Source organism: Rhodovibrio sodomensis (assembly GCF_016583645.1).
In the GTDB taxonomy this organism is placed as follows: Bacteria; Pseudomonadota; Alphaproteobacteria; order Kiloniellales; family Rhodovibrionaceae; genus Rhodovibrio; species Rhodovibrio sodomensis.
In genome coordinates this window covers 1-13,400 of record NZ_NRRL01000119.1, presented here as the reverse complement: position 1 = coordinate 13,400, position 13,400 = coordinate 1, and the positions used below count along the sequence as shown (strand labels likewise).

The window sequence follows — 13,400 nt, the reverse complement described above, 5'->3', positions numbered from 1 at the left end:
CATCCCGAGCCAGAGCTTCCCAGCCGTCGCGCTGATACGCCTTGTGCCATCCCCGTATCGTATCGTCGTCCAGATACAGGAACTCCGCGATCTGGGCGCAACTTTTGCCGTCATCCAGCAGCAGAAGGGCATTTGCCCGCCGTGCAACGCCGTGGTCCACGCGATGCCGACGCACGCACGCTTCGAGTTCGCGGCGATCTTCAAAGGAAAGGAAACCGGGGCGTATCATGCTCGCAGCTGAATCCCGATTCTACCTCGCGTCAAGCCCGAATTCGGGTCTCCAGAGACTCGGAGTATAACGGTTATGCTGCCGGCGAACGCGCTCGTCCTCACCCTGATCCTGGTGGCGTTTCGATTGGTCTGAGCGGTTGTCGCGGGCGGAGCCGGGGCCGCCGGGGCGCAGCTCCGCGACGGCCCCAGGGGACGCGGTTGCGCCGCGCGTTACAGATCCATCGCCTGACCCGGCGTGGCGATCTTCACCTCGCCGCGGCTGACCTGCTTCTTGAAGTCCTCCGGGTCGCCGGTCAGCAGGTCCATGGTGCCCCAGTGGACCGGCACGATCGTCTCCAGGTTCAGGAACTCGTTGCACGCCAGCGCGGCCGTATCCGGGCCCATGGTGAAGCGGTCGCCCATCGGGATCAGGCCGATCTTGGGGTCGTGGACGCGCTGGATCAGCGCCATGTCGGAGAACACCTCGGTGTCGCCGGCGTGGTACAGCGTCTTCTCGCCCGGCGCCTTGATGATCATGCCGGCGGGATCGCCCATCGTGATCGGCTTGCCGGCCTCCATGAAGGCGCTGGAATGCTGCGCGTTGACCATGGTGAAGGTCAGGCCGTCGTTGGTGACGCTGCCACCGATGTTCATCGGCTCGACCTTCTCGTGACCCTTGCCGCCATAGTACATCGCGATCTCGTACATCGCGACCAGGGTCGGGTTGAACTTCTCCAGCACCGCTTCGCTGTCGCCCAGGTGATCCTCGTGGCCGTGGGTCAGCACCAGGAAGTCGACCCGGTCGAGCGTGTCCAGGAAGCCGTCGGGCGCCTTCGGGTTGCCGGACAGGAACGGATCGATCAGCACGCTCTTGCCGGCGATTTCCGCATGAAAGGCCGAATGGCCGAGCCAGGTCAGTTTCATCGCCGCTGTCTCCCTTCTGGTATCGTCAGGGTGTCGTGGGCACGCCAGCGCATCCGTACACGAAACTTTGATGCGCCGGCTGGCGGTTAACCTCTCCCCCACGCTTGTAAGGGCGGCCCGCCTGATAGACAACGGGGACGGGGGGACGCATGCGCTTGCGACGAGTCGCCGGCGCGCAATCCGCCGGGACCGAGGGGGGACCGGCGGGCGCATAAGGCAATCTGGAGGCCGACGGCCGTGTCGATCCGATCCCGCGCCCCCGCACTTGGCTTGATCGTCGTACTGGCTGCGGCCGTGTTGGGCGCCGCGGCGCCGGCGTTAGCCGATCTGCGCGACATTCCGCGCCCGCCCGATCCGGCCGGCGCCGCGCTGGACGCGGCCGGCGACGGCGACCTGGCGGCCGCGCGCCGGCTGGCCGACCGCGCGCCGGAAGGCGCGTTTCTGGACAAGCTGGTGCGCTGGCGCTGGCTGACCGCGCCTGCAAGCCGGCCGCCGTTCGCGGCACTGCAGGACTTCCTCGAGACCAACCCGAACTGGCCGCGGCGGAGCGCGCTGGTGCGCAAGGCCGAAGACGCGCTGCCCGAGTGGTGGACCGCGCAGCGGCGGATCGACTGGTACAACGCCCATCCACCGCACGGCTCCGAAGCCAAGGTCGACCGGCTGCTGGCGCTCGCCGAATTGGGCGCGCGCGCGCAAATGGCGAAGGACCTGGAGACGCTGTGGCGCACCGAGCCGCTGTCGGCGCGCGGGGAGAGCCGGCTGCGCGCCCGGCTGGGCCACCTGATCGACCGTGCGGACGAGCAGGCGCGCCTGACCAACATGATGGACGCGCGGGCGTTCGACGCCGCCGAGCGCGCGGCGGACCGGCTGGGCGGCGCGTATCCCCAGTTGGTCGAGGCCCGGCGCAAGCTGGTTCAGCGCGCGGCCGGGGTGGACGAAGCGATCCGCGCCCTGCCGGAGGCGCTGCGCGGCCGGCCTGGGCTGCTCTACGACCGCGCGTGGTGGCGCCTGCGGGCCGGCGACATCGATGGCGTGGTCGCGATCCTGGAACAGCTCGAAGACGCGCCGGAGCCGGCGCGCTGGTGGCGGATCCGTCATTGGGTCGCGCGCGACCTGATGGAGGCGGGGCGCACCGCCAAGGCCTACGAAATCGCAGCCGCCCACGGCCTCGAGGAGGGCATCGGGTTCGCGCAGGGCGAATGGCTCGCCGGCTGGCTGGCCCTGACCCGGCGGGACCGGCCGGAGGCCGGCCTGCGGCATTTCGCGCGGCTGCACGCCGGCGTCTCCACCCCGATCAGCCGGTCGCGCGGGGCCTACTGGGCTGGCCGGGCCGCGGCAGCGCTGGACCGGACCGCCACCGCGCAGGGCTGGTACGCGGTCGCCGGCCAGCACTGGACGACCTTTTACGGCCAACTGGCGCGCGGCCGGCTGGGCAGCACCGTGGTGCCGCCCGATGCCCTGTCGGACGCGCGCGCCCGGCACGCCAGCGCACCGGGCGACCCGGACCTGGCGTCCGCCGCGCGGCTGCTCGCCCGGCACGGTCAGGACCGGCTGGCCGACGTGTTTCTCTACACCCTGGCGGCGCGGGCGGACGCGCCGGCGCAGGCGCGCGCGGTCGCCGACCTGGCGTGGTCGCTGCAGCGCCCGCAGGTGGCGCTGTGGCTCGGCCGACAGGCGCGCAGCGACGGGCAGGTGATGGCCGACCTGCTGTTCCCGCGCCATCCGCTTTTGACCGGGCGCAAGCGCGCCGCGCTGCTGCACGCGATCGGCCGGCAGGAGAGCGGCTTCGATCCGCGGGCGCAAAGCCGGGTCGGCGCCCGGGGATTGCTGCAGCTGATGCCGGCCACCGCCGCGCGCACGGCGCGGGCGGCCGACCTGCCGATCAGCACCGAAGCGCTGACCCGCGATGCCGCCTACAATGTGGAACTGGGCAGCCGGCACATCGCGCATCTGATCGACCGCTTCGACGGCTCCCGCCTGCTCGCGATCGCGGCCTACAACGCGGGTGCGCGCCGGATCGACGACTGGATCGAGCGATTCGGCGATCCGCGCGATCCGGGCGTCGACGTGGTCGACTGGATCGAGCAGATACCGTTCGGGGAGACCCGCAACTACGTTCAGCGGGTGATCGAAGGCTACAATGTCTACCGCCAGGACCTGGGCGCCGAACCGCAACTGCCCGCCCGGATCGCGCGCGCCGACGCCAGCTGATCCGGCTTGCGCGGGCGCGCGGCGAAACGCATCTCTCGACCGAGGCGTAGCGGCGAGACGGGAGGGCGATCATGGCGCACCAGGCGGTCGTGTTGCTGGGCGACAGCATCTTCGACAATCAGGTCTACGTCGAACCGGGCGGGCAGTGCGTGGCCGACCATCTACGCGCCCGGCTGGGCCATGGCTGGGACGTCGAGTTGCGCGCCCTGGACGGGGCGGTGGTGACCGACGTGCGCAACCAGCTGTACGGCCGTCCGCTGCCGGACAACGCGCACCTCGTGCTGTCGGCCGGCGGCAACGACGCGCTGGGGCACATCGACTTGCTGGAGGGCGAGGCCGCCGGCCGGCCGTTCGCCCAGGTGCTGCGCGAGGTCTATTCGATCCGCCAGAGCTTCCGCACCGCCTATGACAAGCTGTTGGAACTGGTCACCGGTTTCGCCCGGCCGGTCAGCGTCTGCACCGTGTATAACCCGGCCTATCAGGATCCGGAGGTCCAGCGGCTGGCGGAAACCGGGCTCGCCTTCTTCAACGACGTGATCATGGAAGAGGCGCACCGCCGCGGCCTGCCGGTGATCGACCTGCGCCGGGTCTGCGCCGAGCGGGCCTGCTTCGCCAACCCGATCGAGCCCGGCGATCTGGGCGGCCATCGGATCGCCGAGGCGATCGCCCGGCGGGTCGGCGCGTAACCGGATCTGCTCCCGATAGCCCGTCACCGCGGCCACGGCGTGCCCGGGCGCACCGGACGATGGACAGGGCGCGGCCGGCGACGTATCGTTTTTATCAATGCAACTGGTGGACGTGGATGTCCGCCCGGCCGTCCGGTCGCGCCGGAGGTGCGCTGCCGCGCGCATCCGGGGATCAATGAGTGGTTCGGGGGAGTGAACGATGCGTTTGGGGATGCTCATGCTTGCCGTCTGCGCGCTTGGCCTGCTGGTCAGCCTGTCGGCCAAGGCCGCGGAGGGCGCGCTTTACTGCGTTTGCACCGGCAGCGGGTGCGGCAACAACGCGATCGGCGGCGACCAGGGCGACATTTTCGGCAAGCTGTCGCCCGATGTCGTGGAGACCAAGTTCTATAGCACCGGCAAGACCGGCTGGACCTACATGGTGCCCGATCGGCTGCGCGGCGGCGGCGGACCGCGGGGCTGCTATTGCGGCGACGACCCGTGCGGCAACGGTGGGATCGGGGCAAACCCCCTGACCATCCACCTTGGGCTCAGCCACCAGCAGATCGCCGACAACTACGGCGGCGGCGAACAGGGCAACCGCACCGGCTGGCTGTGCGGCCCGTACCGCGGCACGGCGAACTGATCCACCGCCCGTTCGCCTGGCAGCCGTGGCTTATCCCGCGATGCGTTGCGGCACCGGGTGACTGTCCGCGTTGAAGCGGGTCAGGCCGGTGTCGCACAGCTTGAGGTCGGGGATTACCGGCAGCGCCAGGAAGGCGAGCGTCATCGTCGGGTCGGCGACCGACAGCCCCATCCGCGCGGCCGCGGCGATCAGCGCTTCCTGCCGGTCCGCGACCGTTTCCCAGGGCACATCCGCCATCAGCCCGGCGACCGGCAATGGCTGTTCGGCCGCGATCTCGCCGCCGTGCACCAGCACGAAGCCGCCGCCCAGCTGCTTGACCTGGTTGACCGCCCGGGCGAGCTGGGCGTCGTCGCTGCCGGCCGCGATCACGTTGTGGTCATCGTGCGCCAGGGTGCTGGCGATCGCGCCATCCTTGAGGCCGAAGCCGCGGACGAAGCCGACCCCGATGTTGCCGGTCCGGCCGTGGCGCTCGACCACCACCAGCTTGGCGATGTCGGCCGCGGGGGCCGGCTGCAGGTTGCCGGCGCGGTCGACCGGCAGGTCGGCGGTGTCGTGATCGGTTACGATCTGGCCCGGTACGATCCGGATCACGGGCACCGGCCGGCCGGATGCCGGCTTGGCCAAGTCGTCCGGCGCGATCTCCGCGCGGCCCTTGAAGCGGACGGTGTCGTAGGCGCCGTAGCCGTGCGGGTCGATCCGCGGGCGTTCGGCCAGCCGCGCGGCGTCGACCGGCCGGCCGTCCTTCAGCACCGCCCCGGCGCGGCAGTCCTCCAGGTCGTCCAGCAGCACCAGGTCGGCCAGCAGGCCCGGCTCGATCGCGCCGCGGTCGCTCAGGCCGAAGTTCTCGGCGCCCCAGAGCGTGGCCATCTGGTAGACGCGCATGACGTGCGCGTCCCGGTCGTCGCCGTGCTGGGCGGGATCGTAGAGCGCGATCGCGCGGCGGACGATGTGGTCCAGTTCGCCCTCGGCGCGGACCTCGTTGGGGTGCCGGTCGTCGGTGCAGAAAGCGAGCCGGCCGGCGTTTTCCGGCCGGATCAGGCCGACCAGCGCGTCCAGGTTCCGCGCCGCCGTCCCCTCGCGGATCAGCAGGTTGAAGCCGTGCGCCAGCTTGGCCGCGCCTTCGGCGTGGGAGACGCTCTCGTGGTCGTCCAGCAGGCCCAGCTTGCGGAAGTGGTCCAGCTTGTCGCCGTCCTCGATCACCGGCAGGTGGCCGCCGATGTAGCGGTCGCGGAACAGCTCCAGCTTTTCCAGCACGACCGGGTCGGCGTTCAGCATGCCGCCGATGTCCATCATCTCGGCGAGCCCGATGACTTCCGGCAGGTCCATGTAGGGTGCCAGGTCGCGTGCCCGCAGGATGGCGCCCGACGTGCCGAGCTCGGTCGCCGGCACGCAGGACGACAGCCCGATCTTCATGTCCAGCACCATCGCCCGGGCGTGGTCGAGGAAGAAGTCGAACGCCCGCTGGCCCAGCACGTTGGCCATTTCGTGCGGGTCGCAGACGATCGTCGTGGTGCCGCGCGGCAGCACCATCCGCTCGTACTCCTGCGGGGTGACCAGCGAGCTTTCGACGTGCAGATGGCTGTTGATGAACCCCGGCGCGACGACGCGCCCGCGGGCGTCCAGCGTCTGCCGCGCGGCCGGTCCCCGGCCGAAGGCATGCACGCCGGCGATCCGGTCGCCGCGCACGCTGACGTCGGCGTCGATCAGCCGTCCGGCGCGGGTGTCGATGACCTGTCCGCCCGCGATCAGCAGGTCGGCCGGTTCGGTGTCCTGGCGGTCGCTCACGCTGGTTCCTCGTATGTCTCGCCTCGGCCCGTCGTTAGGGCACCGTGGTGACCCGTGCTATAGCCTAGGCGCTGTCGGACCGCCCGGCCACCCGCCGGGTGCTGTTCGTGCTGTTCCTGCGGGTGGCGTTGCAGACCTTCGTCGCCTCGGAGCCGGAGATGTCCTGGCTGGACGCCGCCAAGTTCCTGCTGCTGCCATTGGCGATCCTGCTGCTGGCCTGGGCGCTGAAGCTGGCCGAGCTGCACCTCAGGCACGCCAACAGCCCGTCGGACGGCGGCCGGCGCGAGCGCGCGCAGCCGCCGAGCCCAGACCGCTGACCCGGCGCCCGGTTTCAGCCGGCCGCGTCTCTTGGAATCCCTGTGCCCGGTACATACCAACGGCGTCCGCTGCGCCGGACCGCTGTCACTACCGGCGCTGGCGCGCCCATGCATGGCTGACATGCGCGCCGGCCGCGCGCCGGTCGATCGCATTGACCGACCCGACGGCCCTGCTTAGGCGGATGCGTCCGGTACGCGCTTGCCGATCCGCCGGGCGGCGATGGGTCGGGCTCGCGCAGGCGGGCGTACGTCCATGCCCAAAGCAACGAGAGGTCCGTCGATGCAAGGCGTGTCCGAGCTTTTGAACGCCGTCAGCAGTTTCGTCTGGGGTCCGGTCATGCTGGTGCTGCTGCTGGGCACCGGGCTCTATCTCACCGCCGGGCTGCGGCTGCTGCCGCAGCGCAAGCTCGGCTACGGCCTGCGCACCGCGCTACAGGGGCGCAGCGCCGAGGCCGACGACAAGGGCGAGATCACCGCGTTTCAGGCGCTGACCACGGCGCTCTCCGCCACCATCGGCACCGGCAACATCGCCGGGGTGGCGACCGCGATCTACCTGGGCGGCCCGGGCGCCGTCTTCTGGATGTGGCTGACCGCACTGGTCGGCATGGCGACCAAGTACGCCGAGGCCTTGCTCGCCGTGCGCTACCGCGAGGTCGACGCGGACGGGCGCTACGTCGGCGGGCCGATGTACTACATCCGGAACGGCCTGGGCGCCGGCTGGAGCTGGCTGGGCGCGACCTTCGCGCTGTTCGCCGCGGTCGCGGCGTTCGGCATCGGCAACACGGTGCAGTCCAACTCGGTCGCCCGTGCGCTGGAGCGCACGCTGGACGTGCCCTATCTCGCCACCGGCATCGCGCTCGCCGTGCTCACCTTTCTCGTCATCGTCGGCGGGGTGAAACGGATTGCCCGGGTGGCGGAGACGCTGGTGCCCCTGATGGCGGTGCTCTACGTCGCCGGCGCGCTGGTGATCCTGGCCGCCAACGCGCCGGAGGTGCCGGGCGCGCTCGGGATGATCTTCAACGATGCCTTCTCCGGGACGGCGGCCACCGGCGGGTTCGCCGGCGCCGGGATCCTGGCGGCGATCCGCTTCGGCGTCGCCCGCGGCATCTTCTCCAACGAAGCCGGCCTCGGCAGCGCGCCGATCGCCCACGCCGCGGCCAAGACCAGCGATCCGGTGCGCCAGGGCTCGGTCGCCATGCTGGGCACCTTCATCGATACCATCGTGGTCTGCACGATGACGGCGCTGGTGATCATTACCACCGGTGCCTGGACCAGCGGCGAGACCGGCGCGGAGCTGTCCACGCTCGCCTTCAACACCGGCCTGCCGGGCGGCGAGTGGATCGTCTCGATCGGACTGGTGGTGTTCGCCTTCACCACCATCCTGGCGTGGAGCTACTACGGCGAGCGCGCGGCGGAATACCTGCTGGGCACCAAGGTGGTGATGCCGTTCCGCGTGCTCTGGGTGCTCGCGCTGGTGGTCGGCGCGGTCGGCAACCTGGGCCTGATCTGGACGGTCGCCGACATCATGAACGCGTTGATGGCGATCCCGAACCTGATCGCCCTGATCGCGCTCTCGGGCACGGTGTTCGCCGTCTCCCGCGCCTACTTCCGCGACCACGGGTAGGGGGTGCGCACCCTAACCCGGTCTTCCGCCTACATTCCCCCCTCCACCCGCCAGTCCCCTCTCCGCCACTGGGAGGAGAGGGCTAGGGAGAGGAGGTTGCCCGCCGCATCAGCCCTCGTGGTCCCTCTTCCCACGTGCAGGACGGGGTCAGTGAAGTGGGGAGGGGATTGGTTCGATGGAGAGGACGGAAGACAACGGCCGCTCAACGCCCCCGTTGCGCCGCGCGGACCAGCTGTTCGAGCCGGTCCAGGAAGCGTCCGCGGTCGGCCTTGCTGAACGGCGCCGGGCCGCCGGTGACCGCACCGGTCTCGCGCAGGTCGGCCATCAGGTTGCGGTTTGCGACCGCCATGCCGATCCCGGCCTCGCTGAACGTCTCGCCGTTCGGCTTGATCGCCTTGGCGCCCGCGTCCAGGCAGCGCGCGGCGAGCCGGATGTCGTTGGTGACGCAGACATCGCCGGCGGCGATCTTGTCCGCGATCCAGTTGTCCGCGGCGTCCTCGCCGCTGGCGACGTAGACCATCTCGACCAGCACGTCGCGTTCCGGCCGAACGCCGCCGTCGGAGACGATGTAGCTCTTCAGCTTGTGCCGGCGGGCGACGCGCAGCGTCTCCTCCTTCACCGGGCAGGCGTCGGCGTCGATGTAGATCTCGGTCATGCGGATCCGTCACGCGCGGTTTGATGCGGAAGGCCGGGCAAGATGCCGGAAGTCGGCACGACCGTTCAACTGAGTCTTGCCCGCGCTTTCAAGAGTTAGCGCGAGAACCGCGCCTCTAGCGCCGTGACCAGGGCGCACACCAGGCGCTTGCGCGGGATCGGCTTGGCGAGTACCGGCAGGTCGGTCAGGTCGTCCGGGATCGCCGTCTCCTCGTAGCCGGTGATGAAGATCACCGGCAGGCCGTTCGACCGCATCTGCCGGGCGAGGTCGCCGGCGTCGCCGTCGCGCAGGCGCAGGTCGAGCACCACGGCGTCCGGCCGGCTGTGCGCGGCGGCGCTCAGGCAGGCGTCGATGCTGGGCACGACCGACACCTGCGCGCAGCCGGCATCGACCAGCGTATGCTCCATGTCGCGGGCGATCAGGTACTCGTCCTCCGCGATCAGGATGTGCCGGCCGGCGAGCGTTTCGGGCGGCGCGGTCATGTCCGACCTCGGCCCCGCCGGACCGGACCATCCGGGCCCCCGCCTGCCGCGCCGCGCCCGGCCGTCGCGTCGAGGGCGTCGTTCCCGGTGCCGATCGACAGGACGTTGGGCGTCAGCGGGATGTCGAGCAGACAGGTAAGCGTGCCGTCGGCCGCCCACATCCGCCCCTGGCCGCCCAGTTCGTGCGGCACGCCGCGTTCGATCAGCTCGCGGCCGAAGCCGTAGGACTGGTCGGGCAGCTCGCCGACGCCGGTCTCCTGCCAGCGCAGCCGCAGCAGTTCGCGCCCGGTCTCCTCGGCGATCAGGCCCCAGCTCAGCGTGACCCGTCCGCTGCCGTCGATCAGCGCGCCGTGCTTGATCGCGTTGGTCTTCAGCTCGTTCAGCGCGAGCGCCAGGATCTGCGCCGCCTTCGGCTCCAGCGCGACGTCCGGACCGTCGATCGTGACGGCGGCGGCGTCCGGCTCGCGCGCGACCAGCTCGCGCGCCAGTTCGTCCAGGTCGATCGAGCCGCGGCCGGTGCGCGAGGTGATGTTCTCGGTCAGGGCGAGGGCGTCCATCCGGCCCTCGAACCGCTCCTCGAAATCGTCCAGCGTGTCGCTGTTGCGCAGCGTCTCGTTGGTGATCGCCCGGATGTTCGCCAGCATGTTGCGGACCCGGTGCTGCAGCGCGCTTAGCAGCAGCCGCTGCCGGCGCTGCGCGGTCTTCAGTTCGGTCACGTCGGCAAACGCCATGATCGCGCCGCGTCCGACTTCCCGGGCGTTTTGGCCGAGCGGCATCGCGGAGACCAGGACCGCCCGGTCGAAGACGTCAGGGCCGTCACGCGCTGGCGCCGCGGTGTCGCGCTGATCCGGGGGATGCACCCAGGCCTGCGTCTCGGTCACCTGGTCGCCGCGCGCCGCGGCGCGCAGCGGCAGGTCCGGGCGGTCGCCCTGTTCCGGACGGTCCATCACGAACGCCCGGGCCAAGCGCGCGCCGTCGATCTCGGTCGGCTCCTGATCGGACAGGCCCAGGATCTGCCGGCCGTAGCGGTTGACCCGGACCTCGTCCAGGGTCTCGTCCCGGGTCAGCGCGATGCCGACCGGCACCAGATCCATCAGCGAGGTCAGGTCGGCGTTGGCCTGACGCAGTTGGGTCACGTCGATGAACGTGAGCACCAGACCGTCCACCACGCCCTCGATGTTCTGGTAGGGCAGCAGCCGCATCATGAACACGGCACTGCCGTCGGCCAGCTGGACCTGCCGTTCGACCGGCTGGCGGTTCTCCAGCGTCTGCGCCAGCTCGCGCACCGGCGGGCTGTCCAGCTTGCCCGAAATGTCGGTGAATGGCCGCCCGACATCGCTGTCGATCAGGTTGAACAGCCGCCGGGCATCTGGCGTGAACCACTTGATGCGCTGCTCGCGGTCCAGAAACACGGTCGCGATGCGCGTGCTTTCCATCAGGTTGCGCAGGTCGGCGTTCGCCCGGTTGAGCTCCTCCACCTTGCGGCGCAGCTCGTCGTTGATCGTCTCGAGTTCCTCGTTCGCCGACTGCACCTCTTCCTTGGAGGCTTCCAGTTCCTCGTTGGAGGACTGCAGCTCCTCGTTCATCGACAGCAGCTCTTCGTTCGCCGACTGCAGTTCCTCGTTGGAGGCCTCCAGCTCCTCGATCGTGATCTGTAGCTCGTTCTTGGTCTCGGCGAGTTCGCGTTCGAGCTCCTGGGTGTTGCGCGCGTCGCCTCTGGGCGCGTCGGCCCGGACCGGCGGCGACGGGTCCTGGAACACCAGCACCAGGATGCGCTCGCTGCCGCGGCGTTCGCCGATCGCGCGGGCGTGCAGCTGGATCGTGCGGCGTTCGCCCTGGCCGGCGATTTCAACCTGCTCGGTTACGCCGCCGGCGGCGGTTTCCGCCTGGCGCAGGACGCGCCGGATCGCCGGCCGCAGCCCGTCGCGCGCCATGTCCAGCACGTTGCTGCGCGGCGCGCCCACCGGCGGCTCCAGATAGCCCCCGATCCCCTGGGAGAAGTAAACCGCCTCGTAGTTCTGTGAGACGACCACATAGGGCGGGCCGAACTGCTCGAGCACCGCCCGCTCAGCCTTGCGGGTCAGGCGCTGGTGGGTGTCCTCGTTCTGCGGCCGCGGTATCGCCGCGAACGACGGGCGGGAGGTGGTGGAAGTCAGCGGAAAGTCCGGGACGCGTTGGCGCATGTCGTCTCGCCGGCGGAACACGCGGTTCCTCTTGTCCAGCTCGGCGAACAGATCGGTGCTCTGGCCCAGCGATTCCGAACTGCCCAGGAGCAGGAATCCGGCCGGCCGGAGCGCGTAGTGGAACAGCGGCAGCAACTGGCTCTGGAGATCCGCGTCCATGTAAATCAGCAGGTTGCGGCAGGATATCAGGTCCATCCGCGAGAACGGTGGGTGCCGGATCAGGTCGTGTTCGGAGAACAGGCACATGTCGCGCACGCTGCGCGCGACCCGGTAGCCGTCGCCCTCGCTGGTGAAGAAGCGCTCCAGGCGCTCCGGCCCGACCTGCCCGGCGATCGCGCTCGGATAGAGGCCCTGGCGGGCGTGCCGGATCGCGTTGGCGTCGACGTCGGTGCCGAACACCTGCGCCTCGACCTGCACGCCCGCGCGCTCCATCGCTTCGCGCAGCAGGATCGCGATCGAAAACGCCTCTTCCCCGGTCCCGCAGCCGGGCACCCAGATCCGGATGCCGTCGTCGGGCGACCGCGTGCGCTGCAGCAGCTCGGGCAAGACGTCCTGTTCCAGCACCTGGAACGCTTCGGGATCCCGGAAGAAACTGGTCACCCCGATCAGAATGTCGCGGTGCAGCGCGTCGATCTCCTGCGGTTCCTCGTCCAACCGTGCGACGTAGGCGGTCGGATCGGCGATGCGCAGCGCCTGCATCCGCCGCTGGATCCGGCGCACCAGGGTGGCGCTCTTGTACTGCCGCAGGTCGTGGTCGGTTCGCTTCAGGATCTGGCTGCGGATTTCCGGCAGGTGGTCCTCGATCGCCGCGATCGCGCGTTGCGAGGCCGAGGCCGCGCTGTGCTGTTCGATGTGCTGGACGTAGTCGAGGATCAGCTCCGGCATGGCGGCGATGTCGACGACGTAGTCTGCCAGTCCGGTTTCCGCGGCCGCGCGCGGCATGCTGTTATACGCCTGGTTCGGGCCGCTCGCCGCGGCGGGAGCGCTGGTCAGCGCCAGCCCGCCGTGCTCCTTGATCGCGCGCAGCCCGACCGCGCCGTCGCTGCCGGCGCCGGACAGCACCACGCAGACCGCCCGGTCGCTCTGGTCGGTGGCGAGGCTCTGGAAGAACTGGTCGATCAGGCCGTAGCGTCGCGCGCCCTGCGCCGGCTTCAGACGCAGGCGGCCCTGGTCGATCGACAGCGCGCGGTCCGGTGGGATGACATAGAGCGTGTTGGCCGCGACCTGTTGGCCGTCGGTCGCCTCGGCGACCGGGATCTCGGTAGCCTGCTGCAAGACCTCGGCGAGGTGGCTGGGATGGTCGGGGCGCAAGTGCATCACCAGCGCGATCCCAAGCCCGCTGTCCGGCGGTAGCGCCGCCAGAAAGCGCTTCATGTCGTCGATGCCGCCGGCCGACGCGCCGATCCCGACGATCGCCCGTGCGGTCTTGCGGGAGGCTTGGCTGCGGGCGGCTGGCGGCATGGATTAGAACTTTTACAATTTTAGTTGGCTTGCGCGGGCATAATATCCTAGCGCAGGGTCCGGGCCGTCGACGACGAACAGACCATCCGAGCCGTATTTTAACATACCTCTAACCTGGATTTTGCACGCAGCTGCTTGATGCCGTCTGGTAGCCGCCGCGAGCCGTTCGCGTAAGGGTCTTGGCGGGGTATTGTACGATGTGGATGTGGTGTTTTTCGTGTCTCGATTCAGGCCGGCGGC

Annotated in this window: 11 protein-coding genes; 5 read left to right on the top strand and 6 right to left on the bottom strand. The window is 70.1% G+C overall.

Translation table 11 applies throughout. The annotated features are described in order from the left end of the window. Together CKO28_RS29460 and CKO28_RS23160 are read right to left on the bottom strand one after the other, a co-directional pair. Positions 1-229: helix-turn-helix domain-containing protein (locus CKO28_RS29460; RefSeq protein WP_200340324.1), on the bottom strand; the 229-nt coding region annotated here is incomplete at its 3' end. Positions 230-441: 212 nt separating this feature from the next. Beyond that, complete coding sequence (locus CKO28_RS23160; protein WP_200343269.1) at positions 442-1,134, bottom strand: metal-dependent hydrolase; 693 nt, start codon at positions 1,132-1,134, stop codon at positions 442-444. 237 nt (positions 1,135-1,371) lie between these two features. Between CKO28_RS23160 and CKO28_RS29225 the strand changes: the two genes are divergently transcribed. The 3 genes from CKO28_RS29225 (at position 1,372) to CKO28_RS23145 (ending at position 4,653) form a co-directional block, all read left to right on the top strand. After that, positions 1,372-3,345 (top strand): transglycosylase SLT domain-containing protein, encoded by a 1,974-nt coding sequence (locus CKO28_RS29225; protein WP_200343268.1) that lies wholly within the window; start codon positions 1,372-1,374, stop codon positions 3,343-3,345. Between the two features lie 71 nt (positions 3,346-3,416). Beyond that, complete coding sequence (locus CKO28_RS23150; RefSeq protein WP_200343267.1) at positions 3,417-4,031, top strand: SGNH/GDSL hydrolase family protein; 615 nt, start codon at positions 3,417-3,419, stop codon at positions 4,029-4,031. Positions 4,032-4,242: 211 nt separating this feature from the next. Then, positions 4,243-4,653 (top strand): hypothetical protein, encoded by a 411-nt coding sequence (locus CKO28_RS23145; RefSeq protein ID WP_200343266.1) that lies wholly within the window; start codon positions 4,243-4,245, stop codon positions 4,651-4,653. Between the two features lie 30 nt (positions 4,654-4,683). On the opposite strand, the gene ade is transcribed toward CKO28_RS23145, so the two are convergent. Continuing rightward, entirely contained in the window at positions 4,684-6,438 is a 1,755-nt protein-coding gene (ade, locus tag CKO28_RS23140) for an adenine deaminase (RefSeq protein ID WP_200343265.1), read from the bottom strand. Positions 6,439-6,536: 98 nt separating this feature from the next. Here ade and CKO28_RS23135 point away from each other — a divergent pair, with 98 nt between their 5' ends. Together CKO28_RS23135 and CKO28_RS23130 are read left to right on the top strand one after the other, a co-directional pair. Then, positions 6,537-6,755 (top strand): hypothetical protein, encoded by a 219-nt coding sequence (locus tag CKO28_RS23135; protein ID WP_200343264.1) that lies wholly within the window; start codon positions 6,537-6,539, stop codon positions 6,753-6,755. 280 nt (positions 6,756-7,035) lie between these two features. Continuing rightward, complete coding sequence (locus CKO28_RS23130; protein WP_242480764.1) at positions 7,036-8,379, top strand: alanine/glycine:cation symporter family protein; 1,344 nt, start codon at positions 7,036-7,038, stop codon at positions 8,377-8,379. A 202-nt stretch (positions 8,380-8,581) separates the two neighbouring features. Here the strand turns inward: CKO28_RS23130 and CKO28_RS23125 are convergent, their stop codons facing one another. From CKO28_RS23125 to CKO28_RS23115, 3 genes are all read right to left on the bottom strand, one after another. After that, positions 8,582-9,034, bottom strand: a complete 453-nt coding sequence (locus CKO28_RS23125; RefSeq protein ID WP_200343262.1) for a YaiI/YqxD family protein — start codon at positions 9,032-9,034, stop codon at positions 8,582-8,584. Positions 9,035-9,129: 95 nt separating this feature from the next. Continuing rightward, positions 9,130-9,516, bottom strand: coding sequence for an ANTAR domain-containing response regulator (locus CKO28_RS23120; RefSeq protein ID WP_200343261.1), 387 nt, complete (start codon positions 9,514-9,516; stop codon positions 9,130-9,132). Next, positions 9,513-13,160 carry a CheR family methyltransferase gene (locus CKO28_RS23115; RefSeq protein WP_200343260.1) on the bottom strand — a complete coding sequence of 1,216 codons (3,648 nt, stop codon included), beginning with the start codon at positions 13,158-13,160 and terminating at the stop codon, positions 9,513-9,515. The genes CKO28_RS23120 and CKO28_RS23115 overlap by 4 nt, the downstream gene beginning before the upstream one ends. Positions 13,161-13,400 lie beyond the last annotated feature (240 nt).